Source organism: Vreelandella sp. GE22, from assembly GCF_968212445.1.
This window is the reverse complement of the sequence record NZ_OZ309110.1, coordinates 2,729,968-2,748,377: the sequence shown is the minus strand read 5'-3', so window position 1 is coordinate 2,748,377 and position 18,410 is coordinate 2,729,968. Positions and strand designations below refer to the sequence as shown.

The 18,410-nt window shown below is 57.5% G+C and carries 13 protein-coding genes and 1 tRNA gene; 10 read left to right on the top strand and 4 right to left on the bottom strand.

Annotated features, from left to right (window positions below):
- Positions 1 to 16 precede the first annotated feature (16 nt).
- The 3 genes from ACWHRL_RS12880 to ACWHRL_RS12870 all read right to left on the bottom strand — a co-directional run bounded on the left by ACWHRL_RS12880 (position 17) and on the right by ACWHRL_RS12870 (position 4,359).
- Positions 17 to 892 (bottom strand): AEC family transporter, encoded by an 876-nt coding sequence (locus ACWHRL_RS12880; protein WP_447529528.1) that lies wholly within the window; start codon positions 890 to 892, stop codon positions 17 to 19.
- A 98-nt stretch (positions 893 to 990) separates the two neighbouring features.
- A complete protein-coding gene (locus tag ACWHRL_RS12875) occupies positions 991 to 1,905 on the bottom strand; it encodes a LysR family transcriptional regulator (RefSeq protein ID WP_447893977.1) in 915 nt (304 codons plus the stop codon).
- 240 nt (positions 1,906 to 2,145) lie between these two features.
- Positions 2,146 to 4,359, bottom strand: a complete 2,214-nt coding sequence (locus tag ACWHRL_RS12870; RefSeq protein WP_447893976.1) for a TonB-dependent receptor domain-containing protein — start codon at positions 4,357 to 4,359, stop codon at positions 2,146 to 2,148.
- Between the two features lie 280 nt (positions 4,360 to 4,639).
- On the opposite strand from ACWHRL_RS12870, the gene ACWHRL_RS12865 reads away from it, so the two are divergent.
- The 4 genes from ACWHRL_RS12865 (at position 4,640) to ACWHRL_RS12850 (ending at position 8,623) form a co-directional block, all read left to right on the top strand.
- The gene (locus ACWHRL_RS12865) at positions 4,640 to 5,581 is read left to right on the top strand and encodes an ABC transporter substrate-binding protein (protein WP_447893975.1); all 942 of its coding nucleotides are present in this window, start codon (positions 4,640 to 4,642) and stop codon (positions 5,579 to 5,581) included.
- Positions 5,582 to 5,637: 56 nt separating this feature from the next.
- Positions 5,638 to 6,606 carry a FecCD family ABC transporter permease gene (locus ACWHRL_RS12860; protein ID WP_447896177.1) on the top strand — a complete coding sequence of 323 codons (969 nt, stop codon included), beginning with the start codon at positions 5,638 to 5,640 and terminating at the stop codon, positions 6,604 to 6,606.
- A 104-nt stretch (positions 6,607 to 6,710) separates the two neighbouring features.
- The gene (locus ACWHRL_RS12855; RefSeq protein WP_447893974.1) at positions 6,711 to 7,820 is read left to right on the top strand and encodes a FecCD family ABC transporter permease; all 1,110 of its coding nucleotides are present in this window, start codon (positions 6,711 to 6,713) and stop codon (positions 7,818 to 7,820) included.
- Complete coding sequence (locus ACWHRL_RS12850) at positions 7,817 to 8,623, top strand: ABC transporter ATP-binding protein (protein ID WP_447893973.1); 807 nt, start codon at positions 7,817 to 7,819, stop codon at positions 8,621 to 8,623. The genes ACWHRL_RS12855 and ACWHRL_RS12850 overlap by 4 nt, the downstream gene beginning before the upstream one ends.
- A 3-nt stretch (positions 8,624 to 8,626) precedes the next feature.
- On the opposite strand, the gene ACWHRL_RS12845 is transcribed toward ACWHRL_RS12850, so the two are convergent.
- Entirely contained in the window at positions 8,627 to 9,202 is a 576-nt protein-coding gene (locus ACWHRL_RS12845) for a hypothetical protein (RefSeq protein WP_447893972.1), read from the bottom strand.
- A 127-nt stretch (positions 9,203 to 9,329) separates the two neighbouring features.
- Between ACWHRL_RS12845 and ACWHRL_RS12840 the strand changes: the two genes are divergently transcribed.
- From ACWHRL_RS12840 to ACWHRL_RS12815, 6 genes are all read left to right on the top strand, one after another.
- A tRNA-Ile gene (locus ACWHRL_RS12840) sits at positions 9,330 to 9,406 on the top strand.
- Positions 9,407 to 9,600: 194 nt separating this feature from the next.
- Positions 9,601 to 12,807, top strand: a complete 3,207-nt coding sequence (locus ACWHRL_RS12835) for an N-6 DNA methylase (RefSeq protein WP_447893971.1) — start codon at positions 9,601 to 9,603, stop codon at positions 12,805 to 12,807.
- Positions 12,808 to 12,821: 14 nt separating this feature from the next.
- Positions 12,822 to 14,795, top strand: a complete 1,974-nt coding sequence (locus ACWHRL_RS12830) for a type I restriction-modification system subunit M (protein WP_447893970.1) — start codon at positions 12,822 to 12,824, stop codon at positions 14,793 to 14,795.
- 148 nt (positions 14,796 to 14,943) lie between these two features.
- On the top strand, positions 14,944 to 15,924 hold the full coding sequence (locus tag ACWHRL_RS12825) for an Abi family protein (RefSeq protein ID WP_447893969.1): 981 nt from the start codon (positions 14,944 to 14,946) through the stop codon (positions 15,922 to 15,924).
- Positions 15,921 to 17,318 carry a hypothetical protein gene (locus ACWHRL_RS12820; protein WP_447893968.1) on the top strand — a complete coding sequence of 466 codons (1,398 nt, stop codon included), beginning with the start codon at positions 15,921 to 15,923 and terminating at the stop codon, positions 17,316 to 17,318. The genes ACWHRL_RS12825 and ACWHRL_RS12820 overlap by 4 nt, the downstream gene beginning before the upstream one ends.
- A gap of 22 nt (positions 17,319 to 17,340) precedes the next feature.
- The gene (locus tag ACWHRL_RS12815; protein ID WP_447893967.1) at positions 17,341 to 18,273 is read left to right on the top strand and encodes a GIY-YIG nuclease family protein; all 933 of its coding nucleotides are present in this window, start codon (positions 17,341 to 17,343) and stop codon (positions 18,271 to 18,273) included.
- The last annotated feature ends 137 nt before the right edge of the window (positions 18,274 to 18,410 follow it).

Genomic DNA, 18,410 nt, shown 5'->3' with positions numbered 1-18,410 from the left:
TAGGTTCCGTTAAACGCTACATCATCAGCGCCAGCAGCGCCGGCAGATAGAAAAGCGCCAGCAGGGTCGAGCAGAATACCAGGCTTGCCACGTAGACCGGCTCGCGCTTGGCGCGCTGGGCGAACAGGTAATTGAACACGGCCACCGGCATGCACATCTGCAAAATCAAAATACTCTGACCCAGCGGCGGCAGATTCAAAAGCGTCGAGACGAGCCAGGCAAGCCCGGCGGCCAGCGGAATGCGGACCAGGCTAAAGCCAATGCCAGAGCGCAGGTTCTTGACCTGAATGCTGGCAAGCGACACCCCCAGGGTGATCAACATCAGCGGGACGGTAAACCCGGACATCAGGTCCACGGTATTGGCAATCCAGGCCGGCAGCGCCGTGTCGGTCAGCAGCAGCGCCGTGGCGATCAAAATCGCGTAGACCGTGGGGGTTTTGACCAGGGTTTTGAGCGGATTGCCGCGGCTCGAGAGCATCGCGCCGATCGTGAACTGAAAAAGCGAGACGGTCACCATGATGGTGATGCCGTAAATAAACCCGGCGCTGCCAAAAGCGTAGAGCACCACCGGCAGGCCCATATTGCCGGTATTGGGATACATCATGGGCGCCAGGATGACCCGCCAATCCTTGCGCAAAAGCCGCGCGGCTCCAAAGGCCATCAGCCCCATGAGACTCAGTACCAGGGCCGTTGCCAGCATGGTTTTACCGAACGTATGCGCGTCGATCGAGGCACCGGCAAGCGAGGCCAGCACCAGCGCCGGGGTGCCGATATTGAACACCAGTCGGGTGACGAAATCGATCGGGTAGGGGTAGCCCAAACGGACCCACATAAAGCCGAGCCCGGCCCCGGCGAGCACCGGGGCCATGACGGCGAAGAGTTCAACGAGCATGAAGCGTCCTTGGCGAGCGTAAGCGCCTATTGTCGGCAATTAGGTCGTTAGCTGGCAAGGTTTCCCGGCGCGGCCCGGCAAAAAGCCCGGCTTTCCAGCTAGGCCGAAAGGGGCGGCACTCGCCACGGCGTGGGCACGCGCTCGCGCAGAAAGCTCAACAGCGCGCTGACCCGGCGCGAATGATGGCCGTAGGCGTAAAGCAGCGACACTGGCAAAGGTTTGGGCTCCCACCCGGCCAGGCAGTGCACCAGCTCGCCCGGGTGATGCGCTTCGCGCTGGGCGACTATCCAGTGGGGTAAAAGCCCGATGCCCTGGCCGCTGGCGATCGCGTTGATATGCATCACGGTCAAATCCACGCGCAGCCGCGAGCGGGGCGGGGAGAAAACGTATTCCGGCGCGTCTGCGTGATAAAGCGCTAGTCCCTTCGATGCGGTATCGAGGAGGTCGATCCAGGCATGATGGTAAAGCTCGCTTGGGTGGGTAAGTTTGGGCGCTTGCGCCAGGTAGCGGGGGCTTGCGTAAAGCCCGCGGGTAAGCTGGCCCAGCCGCTCCTGATTCAGGCCGCAGTCGTCGATACTACCCAGCCAAATATGCACGCTGTTGCTATCGAGTTTGGCGGGGGGTGTTTCGCGGCAGCGCAGGGTCAGTTCGACCCCTGGGTAGCGGGCCAGAAACGTCTCGGCCAAGCCGGCGACCCAGTCCCTTGCCAGTACACCGTGCGCCTCCAGCGTGATCTTGCCACTAATCTCTTCGCGCAGCTCCGAAAGCGCTTCCTGGCTTTGCTCGGCCAGCGCTAAAAGCTCGTTGCAGTAGCCGTGAAATAACAGCCCCGCCTCGGTCGGAATCAACTGGTTCGCCTGGCGCCTTAAAAGCGGCTGGTTCAAGCGCGCTTCCAGTTGGCTGATACGTCGACTCAGGGTGGATTTGGCCAGATCCATTTTCTGAGCGCTGCGCGTCAAACTACCGGTGGCCATTACATCCGAAAATGCGGCAAGTTCATCGAAATCAAGCATGGGAAAGGCCCGCGAGCAGAGATATTGCTGCTATTGTGCCAGCTTGGTATGTAAATGAAAATAAGAGGCATTTGTGTTCACCCGAAGCCGCTCTGTTGGAAAGGCTAACCACGGGTAGCCTTTTTTGCGGTGGGTGAGCCGGGGGCGGGGTGTTCGTAGCGTGCTAAAAAAGCCCCGGTGTTTGCCGGGGCTAAAAATCAGTAAGCGAGATCAGAGAGCATCGATCGAAAGCAACCAGCCTTAGAAGTCGTAGGTGGCGGAGAGCCAGTAGCTGCGGCCATCGACCGCCACACCGGTATTCGAGCGCCCGGTTTGCGTGTAGCGGTAGGCGACGTAGGTATCGCCGTCGAAGGTGTAGGTGTCGTAGTCGGAGAAGTCCTTGTCGAGCAGGTTATCGACCCGGCCGGTCAGGCGAACGTTGTCCGAGAAGCGGTAAGACGAGCGCAGATTGAACAGCTCATAGCCATCCAGGTCGTTACCCACCTGCTCGACCAGCGCGGCGGAGTTACCCGAGACGCTGCCGCTAAAGCGGTCGCGAGAGGCGTAGTATTCGCCTTCGAGCGTCGTGGTCCAGCGCGCGTTGATCGCCCAGGAGAGATCCGCAGTCAGCTTGTGTTTGGGCGCATTGGTCAACGCCTGGCCTTCGTTGTCGCCGGAGGTCACTTCGGTATCGGTGTAGGTGTAGCCGCCGCTGATGCTCCATTTAGGTGCGAACTGGTAGCGGCTGGTCAGCTCGATACCGCGGGTTTCGGCGCGGTCGACGTTGACTTCCTGGTTGAAGCTATCCTGGGTGGTGAAGTCGCCCACGCTGATACAGTTGGCGGCATCCGCAAACGGGCGGTTGCCGCTGCTATCGACAAACTGGCAGTTCGGAAGGTCGTCGCCATTGGCGATACGGTCACGGAACTGGGTAAAGAAGACCGTCGCCCCGGCGGAAAAGTTATCCAGGTTGTCGTAGATCGCGCCGATTTCGTAGTTGGTGCTCTTTTCCGGCGACAGGTTGGGCGAGCCCAGGCTTGCCGAGAGCCCCTGGTTGCCAAAACCGTTAACGCCGTCGTGCAGCTGGTTCAGCGTCGGGGTCTTATAGCCCTGGCTGATGCCGCCCTTGAGCGTCCACTCGTCGGTGGTATTCCACACCAGGTAACCACGCGGGCTGAAGTGGCCGCCAAAGGCGTTGTGGTGCTCAAAGCGCCCGCCCAGGGTCAGCGCCAGGTCGTCGCGTAGAAACCACTCGTCCTCGAGAAAGACGGCCCAGCTCGACTGGCTGAACGTTTCGTCGCCGGCGGTGGCGTCGATGAGTTCGGCGTCGATGTACTGCCCCCCCACGGTGACCATGTGATCATCCAGCGGCGCCACGAATTTGGTATCCACCACGATATCGCGGTTTTCGAGCTGGCGCGGCTCGCCGCCCTGGGCCACGTAGCCGTAAGCCGGGGCGTTACCCGCGGGCAACGTGCGGCCCAGGGACTCGGTTTCGTTGCGGGTAATGCTGCTATCCCAGGTGCCCGCGCTCAAATGCGCGGAGTGGCCCAAAGCGATCTGGTCGCGATTGAAGCGCAGCTCGTCCTCGTAGCCGAAGTAGGCGTCCGGCTCCGGCGTTTCGCAGTCGCTGCGGCGCAGGCCGTCCAGGCTTCCCAGGCGGCAGTCGTCGTTGTCGTAGGTCTGGCGGGCGCGCTCGGCGTCCAGCCAGATTTCGTGGGTATCGTCCGGGGTGAAGCTCACCCGGCCGCCGATCGAGTAGATGCGTGCCTCGGCCGGGCGGGGGTCGCGGCCGACGCTTTCCTCGACCAGGCGCTCGGAGCTTGCGCGGTCGAACAGGCGCCCGCGTAGCTGCACCCCAAGGGTATCTTCCACCAGCGGGCCCGAGGCGTAGAGGTTGAGGGTGGAGCTGTTGCCTTCGTCGCGGTCCTCCTGGAAGGAAGTCTCGACGCTGACCGACCCCGCCCATTCGGTCCCCACCCGGCGGGTGATGATGTTGATGACACCGCCCATGGCGTCGGAGCCGTAAAGCGTCGACATCGGCCCGCGAATCACTTCGATACGCTCGATAGCGGAAAGCGGCGGCATGAAACTGGTGGAGGTAGAGCTAAAACCGTTGGGCGTGACATCGCCGGAGGTATTCTGGCGGCGCCCATCGATCAGGATCAAGGTGTAGTCGCTGGGCATGCCGCGAATCGAAATCTCCCGCCCGCCGGTCTTGCCGGTGCCGGCACGGGTATCCACCCCGGGGATATCGGCAATGGCCTCGGCCACGTTGGTGAACGGGTTCTGCTCGAGTTCCTGGCGGGTGACCACCGAGATACTGGCCGGCGCATTGTTCAGCGTTTGCTCGTACCCGGCGGCGGTCACGACCATATCGTCGAGGTTGTTGGTCACCTGTTGGGCGTGCGTGGCAGTAGCAAAAGCGCCCAAGGCGACGGCGCTGGCAATGGCGGTGCGAGTAAAACGAGGCATTGAAGAACCCTTGCGATAAAAGTGGCTGTCTTGTTAATGAGACTTGTTATCAAATGCAATAGTGAGTCTAAAAATAATAGTTCCCAATATCGAGCGTAAATTAAGGAACGCCGTGTTGCTTAATATGGAACGACGAATGAAAAGCGCGCTGCATCGCCGCCAATGCGCTAACGGCGCCAAAACACTTTTTGAAAGGGGGCAGGGGTCTTCGATAAATTGGTAATGCAATTGCTTTTGAGAATCGTTACTATCAATGGCATTAACAAACAGGAGAGTTTCGATGGCGGGTACAGCGCGGGGTAACACGGTAGGCCGTTTGGCAATGGCGGGCGCTTTGGTCAGCGCACTTTTCGCGGGGCACGCCCAGGCTCGGACGCTCGAAACCGGCTTTGGCGAGGTGGAAGTCGAAGGCACCCCCGAGCGCGTGGTGACGGTTTACGAAGGCGCGCTGGACACCGCCATTGCCGCCGGCATCATGCCTCTGGGCGCAGTCAGTACCCGTGGCGGCACCGACGTGGCCAACTACGTGACCGAGTACTTCGACGATGAGCGCCCGGAGATGGTCGGCGTGGTACGTGAAATCAATATCGAAGCCGTACTTTCTCAAAAACCGGATTTGATCCTGGCCGCCGCCCAGCTCCCCGAAGAGCAGTACCAGTTGCTTTCGCGCATTGCGCCCACCATCGTGCCGCCCACCCAGACCTTCAAGCCGGACAACTGGGAAGCCGAAGCGCGCCTGTTTGGCGAAGCGCTCAACCGCCAGGAGGCGGTGGAAGAGGCCATTCAGGCGGTGGAAGCACGCGTCGAAGAACTTTCACAAAGGATTCAGGAAAACCACCCGGACGAGAACGCCTTCGTGGTGCGCTGGATGCCCAGCGGCCCCATGGTCATGTCACAAAACCTGATTGCCACCGGGCTTCTCAACCGCGTGGGTATCGATGTGAGTGATGCCGGGCTGGTCGAAGAGGGCAGCGCCCACAGCGATGCGCTGAGCCTGGAGAATATTTCCATGGTCGACGGCGACTGGCTGTTTCTGGCCACGCTCAACGAAGACGGCCAGGAGGCGCTGGACGCCGCCCAACAGAGCAATGCCTTCAACCGCCTGAACGTTGTACAGCAAGACCGAGTGATACCGGTTGACGGCCAGCTTTGGAGCAGTGCCAGCGGCCCGTTGGCGGCCATGGCCATTCTGGATAGTATCGAAAACGCCTTGCTGCCGTGACCGGAATAGCCCACGCACTTAGTGGGGCGGTCACGCGCCAAACGCCCCGTGTTCTGATGATGTATCTGCTCACCGCCCTCGTGGCGGTGAGTGTGTTGAGCCTGTTGATCGGCGCTGGCAGCGTAGGGCCGGTGCGAGTGCTGGCGCTTTTGCAGGGCAGCGCCGACAGCGAGGCGCGCTTTGTGGTGCAGGAGCTTCGCGCGCCGCGCATGCTGATCGGCATCGTGGTGGGGGCTGCCCTTGGCGTGGCCGGGGCGCTTTTACAAGCGGTATCGCGTAACCCCTTGGCCGAGCCGGGGCTTTTGGGCGTGAGTGCCGGGTCGGCGTTCGCCGTTGCGCTAGCGCTGGTGCTCGGCGCGAGCGCGGCGACGCTACGTATTTCCGTGGCCCAGCTGGGGGCGCTGGCCGGGTGTGTCTGCGTGCTGAGCGTGGCGCGCTTTCGCGGCGTGGGCAACGACCCGGTGCGCCTGGTGCTGGCCGGTGCGGCGTTTTCCGGGCTTTTGGGCTCGCTGACCTCGCTGATTTTGCTTTATGACCAGCGCGCCGCGGACGAGATCCGCTTCTGGGTCGTGGGGAGCCTGGCCGGGCGGCGCCTTGAGGATTTGGCCGCCGTGCTGCCAAGCCTGGCCGTGGCCGGGGTGATGGTGGTGTTCACCGCCCGCCCGCTGGCGGCGCTGGCGCTGGGCGAGCGCGCCGCCTCCGGGCTTGGTCATCATCCTTCGTTGATCCGCTGGATCGTGATCGGCTGTGTGGCGCTTTTGGTCGGCGCGGCTACGGCGATCGCCGGGCCGATTGCGTTCGTGGGCCTGGTGGTGCCGTTCGTCGCCCGGGCGCTGGCCGGGCCGGACATTCGCCGCACGCTCTGGTTCTGTCTGCCCATCGGACCCCTGATCGTGTTGAGCGCCGATATCATTTCGCGGGTCGTGGTCGCCCCCTCGGAGCTACCGCTGGGTGTGTTGACCGCGCTTTGCGGCGCGCCGGTGCTGATCGCGGTGGTGCGCGCCCGCCGTTTACCCATGCTTTGAGCCCGCGCCTTTTGCGGCGTGGCCTTTTACCACGGTAACTATTTACACGGTAATTATTGTTAACAGTGACGATGGCAACCAAAACGACAGCGAGCCCCGAGTACATGAAGGAGCTCCCTTCCCAACACGAGGCGGTGGACGACGTGCGCGCATTCAAAGCGAGCGACCCGGCGCTGCCTGGCTACTGGCGCCTGGCCTGGCACGCCAATGGGCAGGCGTACAGCGTACTGTTCGAGCGCCGCGCGGTATGGGTCAACTGCGCACTCATTCTCGCGCTATTGGTAGCCGGGGTCGTGTATCTGGCCTTTGGCAGCGTGCCGCTTTCCATTAGCGAAGTGATCCCGGCACTGGCGGGCCAGGGCGACATCATGACCACCTTCATGGTGCAGGAGCTTCGCCTGCCGCGCCTGGCCGGCGCCTGCCTGACCGGCGGGGCCTTTGCACTGGCGGGTATCCTGATGCAGACGCTGGCCGGTAACCGGCTGGCAACGCCTGGTATCATCGGTATCGACAACGGCGCGACGGCGTTCGCGGTCGCCTCGGTCATCGGTATTGGTACGTCTATCGCCCCGCCCGCCATGGCGCTGGCCGGGGCCACCACCGCTGCGGCGATTACCTTTGGCCTTTCTGCGGGCAGCGGCACTCAGGGGTATCGGTTCATCGTGGCGGGCATTGGCGTAGGCGCGGTGTTTGGCGCGTTGACCCAGTTCATTTTGGCTCGGGTACCCATCGACGACGCCAACGCCGCCTACCCCTGGACCGTCGGCACCCTCAACGCCCGTTCACCCGATGCGGTGCTGCTGCTGGCGTTAGGGCTGGCGGTGGGTATCGTGCTGGCGATGGTGCTGGCACGCTCGCTCACGCTGCTGCGCTTTAGAGACGCCGTGGCCAGCGGGCTGGGGGTGAAGGTCAAAGCCTGCCGCATCCAAGTGCTGGCGCTTTCCGTGGTGCTCACCGGGCTTGCCGTTGCGGTGGCAGGCCCGGTGGGCATGGTTGCGCTGATTGGCCCGGAAATCGCCCGCTCGCTTTCAAGTTCACGCCACGTACCGGTGCTGGCCGCCACGCTTGCCGGGGCGCTGGTCATGGTACTGGCGGATTTGGCCGGGCGAACGCTTTTATCACCCATCGAAATTCCCGTGGGCATCGTGACCGCCGTGGTGGGCGGCCCCTGGCTTTTATGGATCTTGATGCGCCCGCAACGGAGCCACCCATGAGCACCTCGCACGACACGCCTACGCTTGCCACCCAGGCGCTGAACATGAACTACGGCGCACGCCGGGTGATCAACGAGCTGGGCCTTGACCTGCCTAGCGGCCAGGTGACGGCCATTGTGGGGCCCAACGGCTGCGGTAAATCCACGCTGCTTTCGGGCTTGGCCCGGCTGCACAAGCCGGAAAGCGGCGCGGTGCTGCTCGACGGCGCCGATATCCAGGCATTACCCGCCAAGGCGCTTGCCAAGAAGCTTGCGCTGCTGCCCCAGGAGGCCGTGGCACCGGAAGGGCTCACCGTCACCGAGCTGATCCGCTTTGGCCGCCAGCCCCACCAGGGGTGGCTGCGCCAATGGTCGCCGGAGGACCAGCAGGTCGTCGAGTACGCGCTCAAGGCCGCCGGCTTGGAGGCGCTAGCGCACAGGCCGCTCGAGGCGCTTTCCGGCGGGCAGCGCCAGCGTGCCTGGATCGCCATGACCATCGCCCAGCAAACGCCGCTGCTGCTGCTGGATGAACCTACTTCCGCGCTGGATTTGGGCCACCAGATCGAAGTGTTCGAACTGGTGCAAAAGCTTGCCCGTGAAGGGCGCACCGTGGTGATGGTGCTGCACGATTTGGCCAGCGCCTGTCGCTACGCCGATCATCTCATTGCCATGTGTGAAGGGCGTATCGTCGCCGAAGGCACGCCCGCCGAGGTCGTGACCCCGGCGCTGGTACGTACGCTTTATCAGGTAGACTGCACGCTTTTAAAAGACCCGGACACCGGCAGCCCCTTGATTGCTAGCGTGCGCCGGGCGGCGGCTACTTAAGCGCTAGCGGTTGATCAGCACTGCATCGAGGGTGACCGGCACATGGTCGGCAATTTGCTGATAGCCCAGCAGCGACATCACCGTGCGCACCGTGTTGTTGGCCATGAGCGTGCTACCATTCAAGGCCATGGGCTCGGCGTGGGTCACGCGCACCTGGTTCAAGCCTTCCCGGGTAAAGCGCAGCGGCACGTCTTCTTGCTGATTGATGCCCTCGGTTTGCACGCGAAAGGTCAGTGTCTCGACCATCGATTCGCCGATATCCAGACGATCGAGGCGCTCCGGCGGCATCTGCGCGGTCAACGTCACCAGCGTGGAATCAGTGAGAAGCCGCGCCCATACCGGCAGCTCGCCAAAGCGCGAGAGCAGGTCGGTCTGGCTGAGTTTCAGCGGCAGGCGCAGGGTGCCGTCCGGCGAAATCTCGCCCTGCAAATCACGCACCTGATGATGATGGGTTTGCGGCGAGCCGCCGTCGAGCTGGGTAATACTCGCCTGCACCTGGGACTGGCTCGAATCCAGCTGCCAATCCGCCGACACCGGCATCGCCAGCACCAGCGGTAAAAGAGCAAACAAGGCTTTCATGGCATGTCTCCATAGTAAGGGCTCATCAGCAGACTCGCCCGCGGTGTAAAAGTGCCGCAATAAGATCAAGATAGCGCCCCAGGGGTAGCCTCGCCCCGCCACATTCGCTATGATATGCACGCCTTTCGGGCCCATAGCTCAGTTGGTTAGAGCAGGGGACTCATAATCCCTTGGTCGTCCGTTCAAGTCGGACTGGGCCCACCAATTATTTCTGGAAGTCCCCCCTGATAAATTCCTCTTGAAGTTACTTGATTTTATGACTTCAAACGCTGATTGATCTTTGTCCCAGTCACTCGTTTATGGCTTTCTTGGCTTATCGTGACTAGCGGCTGATTGCCTACCTGTGTATGTGTATCATAGCGCCCATTGATAACGAACGATTGACGTGGGGACGCACCGTGAACACAGAAAGCCACTCTCAACTTGCCGCCTTTATCTGGTCGGTGGCCGACCTGTTACGCGGCGATTTCAAACTGTCTCAGTATGGCCGGATCATCCTTCCTTTTACGCTGCTGCGGCGCCTGGAGTGTGTGCTCGAGCCCACCAAACAGACCGTGGTGGATGCGGCTCATCAGCATCGCGACAAGCCGGACGGCGTACGCGAGCAGCTTCTACTTCGCGCATCGGTGCAACCCTTTTATAACGCATCAAAGCTGACGCTGGGCACGCTCTCCTCGACGCAGACCGCCAATGACCTGATGAGCTACGTGCAGTCGTTCAGCCAGGACGCACGCGAAATTTTTGAGCACTTCGAGTTCGAGAGCTTTGTGCATCAGCTCAATGCCAATGACCTGCTTTATGAAGTCGTCAAAGCGTTTGCTAAAACGGATTTGAGCCCGGCACGGCTCTCCAACTTCGGTATGGGCCTGGTCTTCGAGGAGCTGATTCGCAAGTTCGCGGAAAGCTCCAACGAGACGGCGGGGGAGCACTTCACCCCGCGCGATATCGTCCATCTGACCACCTCGCTGGTGCTGACACACCAGGATGCCAAGCTCAAGAGTGGCGGCATCGTGACCGTGTATGACCCAACGGCGGGTACGGGCGGCTTTCTATCGGAAAGCGACGAGTACATACAGCAGGTCAGTGGTGGCATGAGCGTTTCGCTACATGGCCAGGAGTTGAACCCGGAGTCCTATGCGATCTGCAAGGCGGATATGCTGGTCAAGGGCCAGGAAGTTCGCCAGATCAAGCTGGGCAATACCCTCGCCAATGACCAGTTGGCTGGTGAACACTTTGATTTCATGCTCTCCAATCCACCCTTTGGCGTGGAGTGGAAGAAAGTCCAAAAGCAGGTCATCGAAGAACACAAGCAAAAGGGCTATAACGGTCGGTTTGGCCCGGGCCTGCCGCGGGTATCCGACGGCTCACTGCTGTTTCTGATGCACCTGGTAAGCAAGATGCGGCCCGCGCAGCAGGGTGGCTCGCGCATCGGTATTATCCTCAACGGCTCGCCGCTGTTTACCGGCGGTGCGGGCAGCGGAGAGTCCGAAATCCGTCGCTATCTGCTGCAGCACGATATGGTCGAGGCGATTATCGGCCTGCCCACGGATATGTTCTACAACACCGGCATCGCCACCTATGTGTGGATTCTCTCGAATGCCAAACCCGCCGAGCGCCGCGGCAAGGTTCAGCTCATCAACGCCACCGGCCGCGCCAGCAAGATGCGCAAGTCGCTGGGCAGCAAGCGTCAGTACGTGGCTGATGACGACATCGAAGCGATCGTACGGCTCTACGGCCAGAACCAGGCAGGTGAAGAGAGCAAAATTTTCCCGGTGGAAGCCTTCGGCTACCGGCGCATTACCGTAGAGCGCCCGCTGCGCCTGAATTTCCAGGCAAGCCCCGAGCGGCTGGCGAAGCTGGATGACGAAAAGCCTTTTCAGAAGCTTGACGAGGCCGAACGCGAGGCGATCAAGGAAGCCTGCGCGACGCTTGATCCTGACGAGCGCTATACCAACCGCGATGTTTTCACCAAAGCGCTCAAGGCGGCGCTAAAGGCGGCCGGATTGAAAATCGGCGCGCCGGTGCAAAAAGCACTCCTCAACGCGTTTTCCGAGCGCGACCCGGACGCCGATGCATGTAAGGAAGCAAATGGGAGAATAACTTCTGATGTAAATTTACGTGTACAAGTATATATACCGATAGGAGAGATAATTGATGAAAAGGCTTTTAACAAAATAACAGCTGATTTTGATGATGCTTGGGTGGAAAGGGACATTGTAGATCCAATTGATGGACAAGTTGGGTTGGTGGGATATGAAATAAACTTTAGCTCTTTTTTTATCGGAGATTTTCCTAAGGCGATGGTTAAGGGGCTTAATGCAGAATGGTTAAGATTTTGTGACTTTGCCAGTCCTGTTAAAGGTACAGATGATTCATGTTGGGATCTTTCTATTTCTTCTTTTACTGGCAAAGTGCTTAATAAATATGAGGAAGTTTATTCAGCGGTTTTAGGAAATAATCTGTTGTTCAAAATAAAAAAAGATGTTGTTTATGAAGAGTATTTAAAGATTGTTCTTGAAGGGCCGATATGGAAAAAAGGAGTTCTTGAGAATTTTTCAAAAATGGGTTTTAGGACTCTTAGCTATAAAGTGCTTGAGCAAGTTGAGTTGCCAATACCTAGTCTTGAAATTCAGAATGAAATGGTAGATTTTTTTGTTAATATTGATAAGAAGATAGTGGAGCTTCAAGATAATAAAGAAAAAGTTTGGTTGGCTCCATATATTAGGCGCTTTTCAATTGATAGCCAGAGGCCCGTCGAGCAATTAGCGGACGTTTTACCATATCCTCTTGCTAACCTTCTTCATCATCAAGAGAATACTAACGGAGGTTACGATAAAGAAAAGTACGAATTGATACTTAAGTTTCTTGAGTGTGTGTCTCAATATTTCTGCGCCGTACTTATATCCATCACAAATGACGCTGGTATTGATATTTTATCTGTTATTAATAAAAATAAAAAACAATTTAATAGATCTGGAGGGTCGTTTGGTTTTTGGGTTAGGTTTATAGAAGAAATTAATAACACTATTAAAGCATTAAACGAAAAAGCAGAGATAAAAAATGAAGCTTGGAAAGAGTTTTTAGACGAAGGAGGTCCAATTTTTAGTGCTTTACCAGTTTTGATAGATGCAAAAAATTTGAGAAATGACAAGGTAGGCCATGGTGCTTATCCAACATATAGTGAAGCAGCGAAAACGTTACAATATGCCGAAAAATATTTAGAGGATTTTTCAGCATGTTGTATATCATTCTTTTCTCAAGTTGAGCTGGTGAGACCGGGCTTATGTAGTTGGGATGGAGTTTCATATAAACATGAAATTGAGAAATTTTCTGGAGTTTATGCATATCCTTTCTTGAGAGATTTTGTTGTTTGTCGGAAACCTTTAAGGTACGGAAGTTTACATATTTTTTTAAAGGAGTATGAGCGCATAGTTGAGATTCCCGGGCTTTTAATAATGTTGTCAGCTGTTAATGAAGCTGATTTAGAAGGTTTTTTCTTCTTAGGAAAAAAAGAGAAGAATGGGTTTCTTTATCTCTGCCATCAGCAGCTTCCGATACAGCAGCGTATTGAGACAAATAGAAGATGTCCATTTTTAATAAATTAAGATGAGTAATTTTCATGACGAGTTTTTCTAGTCTTGCCGCCTTTATCTGGTCGGTGGCCGATCTGTTACGCGGCGACTTCAAACAGTCTCTGTATGGCCGCATTATTCTTCCTTTTACGCTGCTGCGGCGCCTGGAGTGTGTGCTCGAGCCCACCAAACAGACCGTGGTGGATGCGGCTCATCAGCATCGCGACAAGCCGGACGGCGTACGCGAGCAGCTTCTACTGCGCGCGTCGGGGCAGCCCTTTTATAACGCATCAAAGCTGACGCTGGGCACGATCTCCTCGACGCAGACCGCCAATGACCTGATGAGCTACGTGCAGTCGTTCAGTCAGGACGCACGCGAGATTTTCGAGCACTTCGAGTTCGAGAGCTTTGTGCATCAGCTCAGCGCCAATGACCTGCTCTTTCAGGTAGTAGAGTCGTTCGCTAAAACGGATTTGAGCCCAGCACGGCTCTCCAACTTCGGTATGGGCCTGGTCTTCGAGGAGCTGATTCGCAAGTTCGCGGAAAGCTCCAACGAGACAGCGGGGGAGCACTTCACTCCGCGCGATATCGTTCATTTGACCACCTCGCTGGTGCTGACACACCAGGACGCCAAGCTCAAAAGTGGCGGCATCGTGACCGTGTATGACCCAACGGCGGGTACGGGCGGCTTTCTATCGGAAAGCGACGAGTACATGCAGCAGGTGAGCGGCGGCATGAGCGTTTCGCTGCATGGCCAGGAGTTGAACCCGGAGTCCTACGCGATCTGCAAGGCCGACATGCTGGTCAAGGGCCAGGAAGTCCGCCAGATCAAGCTGGGCAATACCCTCGCCAACGACCAGCTGGCCGGTGAACACTTTGACTTCATGCTCTCCAATCCGCCCTTCGGCGTGGAGTGGAAGAAAGTCCAAAAGCAGGTAATCGAAGAACACAAGCAGAAGGGCTATAACGGTCGGTTTGGCCCGGGCCTGCCGCGGGTGTCTGACGGCTCACTGCTGTTTCTGATGCACCTGGTGAGCAAGATGCGGCCCGCGCAGCAGGGTGGCTCGCGCATCGGTATTATCCTCAACGGTTCGCCGCTGTTTACCGGTGGCGCGGGCAGCGGAGAGTCCGAAATCCGTCGCTATCTGCTGCAGCACGATATGGTCGAAGCGATTATCGGCCTGCCCACGGATATGTTCTACAACACCGGCATCGCCACCTATGTGTGGATTCTCTCGAATGCCAAACCCGCCGAGCGCCGTGGCAAGGTGCAGCTCATCAACGCCACCGGCCGCGCCAGCAAGATGCGCAAGTCACTGGGCAGCAAACGCCAGTACGTGGCCGATGACGATATCGAAGCGATCGTGCGGCTTTACGGCCAAAACCAGGCAGGTGAAGAGAGCAAAATCTTCCCGGTGGAAGCCTTCGGCTACCGGCGCATTACCGTAGAGCGCCCGCTGCGCCTGAACTTCCAGGCAAGCCCCGAGCGGCTGGCGAAACTGAATGACGAAAAGCCACTCCAGAAGCTCGACGAGGCCGAACGCGAGGCGATCAAGGAAGCCTGCGCGACGCTTGATCCTGACGAGCGCTATACCAACCGCGATGCCTTCACCAAAGCGCTCAAGGCGGCGCTAAAGGCGGCCGGATTGAAGATCGGCGCGCCGGTGCAAAAAGCACTCCTCAACGCGCTTTCCGAGCGCGACCCGGACGCCGATAGTTGCCGCGACAGCAAAGGCAATGTGGAGGCCGATAGCACTCTGCGCGATAACGAGAACGTACCGCTGGATGAGTCCGTCTTCGACTACTTCGAGCGGGAAGTGCGGCCCCACGTAGCGGATGCCTGGGTCGATGAAGACAAGCGCGATGAGCTGGACGAGCGCATCGGGATTGTCGGCTTCGAGATTCCCTTCAATCGCCATTTCTACGAGTTCAAGCCGCCGCGCCCGCTGGAAGAGATCGACGCCGATCTCAAGGCCTGCACCGACCGGATCAAACAGATGATCGAGGGGATGTCGGCATGAAGGGCATCGTCAGGCTTTGTCTTACACATTCATTGACAGTCACAGGGGGGTGGCATAGCATATTGCGTAATACACCCGCCATGCCTCTCAATGAAGCACACTTTGGCGGGTTTTTTGTGTCTGGAAGTTTTGTGCCGAGATATCATGTATGAGCGACTTCCAAAAGCCTGCCCACAGTATTGACGATCAGATCGCCACGCTACATCGCCGTGGCTTGGAGATACCGGACACCGAGCGGGCGCGGCACTACCTAAGCAATATCAGTTATTTCCGGTTTTCTGCGTATACTCGACCTTTTTATCGGCCCGGCCTTGAGGAACACCGTTTTCTTGAGGGTAGCGCTTTTGACGATGTGTTGAGGCTGTATGTGTTTGATCGCGAGCTGCGTCTGCTTCTGCTGGATGCTATCGAGCGATTGGAAGTCGCCTTGAGGGCCCAGTTGGCAAATACCCTGGCCGAGCACCATGGCCCTCACGGCTACCTGGATGCGTCAATTTTCGATACGCGCTACAACCACGGGTGGTTACTCAATAAGCTAGAGAGTATATCTCAAGGGCGAGATGTCGAATCCTTCCTGACCCATTACCGTATGAAGTATCAGTCAGCCCCTACCCAGCCCCCTATCTGGATGGCGGCAGAGCTTTTGACCTTCAAAGAGGTCTCGACGCTGTTTGCGAATTTGCGATTACCCCAGGATACCCAGCGCATCGAGCGCCATTTTGGCTGGAAAGCGCGCGTACTGCGCTCGTGGTTCCGCAGTCTTTCAGACTTGCGTAACGTCTGCGCCCACCATGGTCGCGTATGGAATCGTGTCTTCGGGAGCCGCCCCGAAATACCAAGGAAGGTACCGGCTATCTGGCCGACTATCCCCAGTAAAATTGCCACAGGATCACACGAAAACCCTGAACAGCGCCTCGACCCGCACCGACGGCTCTACTTCCAATTGGTCGTGATAGAGTCATTGATGCAAGCCGTGGCTCCCGCAAGCCAATGGGCCGAGCGCCTTGTAGCGCTACTGGACCGCTACTCGGACGTGTCGCGCCCCCATATGGGCTTTCCTGAGGATTGGGAACAAGAACCCTTCTGGCAAGAGGCGGTGATGAATGCAAGAAAGGGAGTGAAGGGATGAGTTTTCCGCAATATCCCGAATATAAGGACTCTGGCGTCGAGTGGCTGGGGGAGGTGCCTGCGCATTGGAGTCTATGCCGATTTAAGCAAGTCTTTAAGGAGCGCGTAGGCAGGTCTCAAGATGGCATCGGCGAACTCTTGTCAGTATCTGCGTATTGGGGAGTCCGTCCGCGGTCCGAGTCAAGAGAAGAAGGTGAGCATTTAAGCCGAGCTGACTCGCTGGAAGGTTACAAGTTGTGTGAAACTGGTGACTTGGTGATGAACATCATGCTGGCTTGGAATCGTGGGTTAGGCTTCGCTCGGCAGAGCGGCATTGTAAGTCCTGCTTATAGCGTTTTTTCCGTTGCTGATGGGTCAGAGCCTAGATTTCTTGACTATCTTGTTCGATCGGACGAATACATCCGTTATTACAAGGCTTTTTCCGCAGGTGTTATCGACTCCCGCCTCCGGCTTTATCCAGAAGTATTTGGTCGACTAACCTCTGCTCTCCCTACCTATGATGAGCAGGGCCATATCGCTGCCTTCCTCGACCACGAAACCGCCCGTATCGACGAGCTAATCGATGAGCAAAAGCGCCTTATCGAGCTGCTCAAGGAAAAGCGTCAGGCGGTGATCTCTCATGCCGTTACAAAGGGGCTGAATCCCGATGTGCCGATGAAGGACTCTGAGGTAGAGTGGTTGGGGGAGGTGCCGAAGCATTGGAAAGTGAAACGAGTCAAACATGTTGTTCGACTACTTGAGCAAGGTTGGAGTCCTCAGTGCGAAAATATTGCTGTCAAAGATGAAAGCGAGTGGGGAGTGCTCAAAGTAGGTTGCGTTAACCATGGCCGATTTAACTATTTGGAGAACAAAAAACTTCCTAACGACTTTTCGCCTAGAGTTGATTTGGCTATTAAGGCTAATGACGTTTTGATCTCGCGCGCGAATACACGCGAGCTTGTCGGCAGTTGTGCGGTTCCGACAATTGATTATCCAAATTTGATGTTATCGGACAAGTTGTTTCGTCTTCGTCTGCATAGTTTAGTTGCTGACCCATTATTTCTATCCTTTTATATGGGGGCCTCTCAAACTAAAAAGCAAATTGAGCTAGAGGCGACGGGCGCAAGTAGCTCAATGTTGAATATTGGACAAAGCACTGTGCTTGAAATGCCGTTTCCTTGTCCACCGCTCGAAGAGCAGGTGAAAATCCGTGACAAAATCATCAAACAGAATTATAGCTTGCTCAATTTGGCAGGTGAGGCTTTGGCACTGAAGGAAAGGCTCGAAGAACGCCGTTCCGCCCTAATCTCCGCCACCGTCACCGGCAAGATCGACGTCCGCAACTGGCAACCAGGTCAGGCGACCGAGCAACCCGAGCTCCCCATGGTCGCCGAAGCGCACGCCACCTACAGCTGAACCCGAATAACAAGGAGCGACGATGACGCAGGGTCGTAGTATTCGACTCTTTCTGGTGGATGGCACGCCTAACGGCCTGCTAACCGCCGAGATCATGAACTGGACCGGCCACGTGCTGACCGGTCCGCGTACCAAATTGAGTGAGTTGGTGCAGCGCCCGGAGTGTAAGCGCACCGGCATCTACTTTCTGGTCGGGCCGGACCCGGACAGTAGCCTGCGGCCGCTGGTGTATATCGGCGAGAGCGACGATGTCGCCAAGCGGCTCAAACAGCACAACCACCCTGAAGTCGCGGGGCCGGGCGGCGGCAAGGATTTCTGGGAGCGGGTCTGTCTGATTACCAGCAAGGATCAGAACCTCACCAAGGCCCACGTCAAATACCTGGAAAGCCTGTTGATCAAGAACGCCACAGAGGTTGGGCGCTGCAAACTGGTCAACGGTACCGCCCACGAGTATGTCAGCCTGCCCGAGTCCGACCGCGCCGATATGGCATTCTTTGCCGAGCAGATTCGTACTGTGCTGCCGGTGCTGGGGTTTGATCTACTTCGCGATTCGACCAAGCCATCTCATCGAAGAGAGCCGATAGAGTCTGAGTCCTCTGATGCTTCTCCACTATTCTATATGGTCGTACCCAAACACGGCATCAAGGCGCAGGGCCAAGAGCTTGATGGTGAGTTCTTTGTACTGGAAGGCTCACTAGCGCGAGCGGCTTGGACAGGACCGACCCATAGTTACCAAAAGCTTCACCAACAGCTTTGCGAAGAGGGAGTATTGGCTGAAGAGGAAAACGGGTTGCGGCGTTTTATCAAAGACTATGCATTTTCAAGCCCGAGCGCTGCCGCCGCCATTATTGTGGGGCGGGCCGCTAACGGGCGTAATGACTGGAAAGTCGAGGGGACCAAAACCAGTTACGGTGAATGGCAAGATCAGCAAGTGACTGCTGCCACCATGGAATAAGTACTACCTTAAGCGCAGTTGATCCATTCACGCCGAAGGTACCCGGGGTGTTGCAAGTGACTCAAAGTGTTTAATTAAACGTTATTGTGTGGCTAATCAGGCTTCTCCTTCCAGGCCCGAGCCGTTAGGCTATTTAA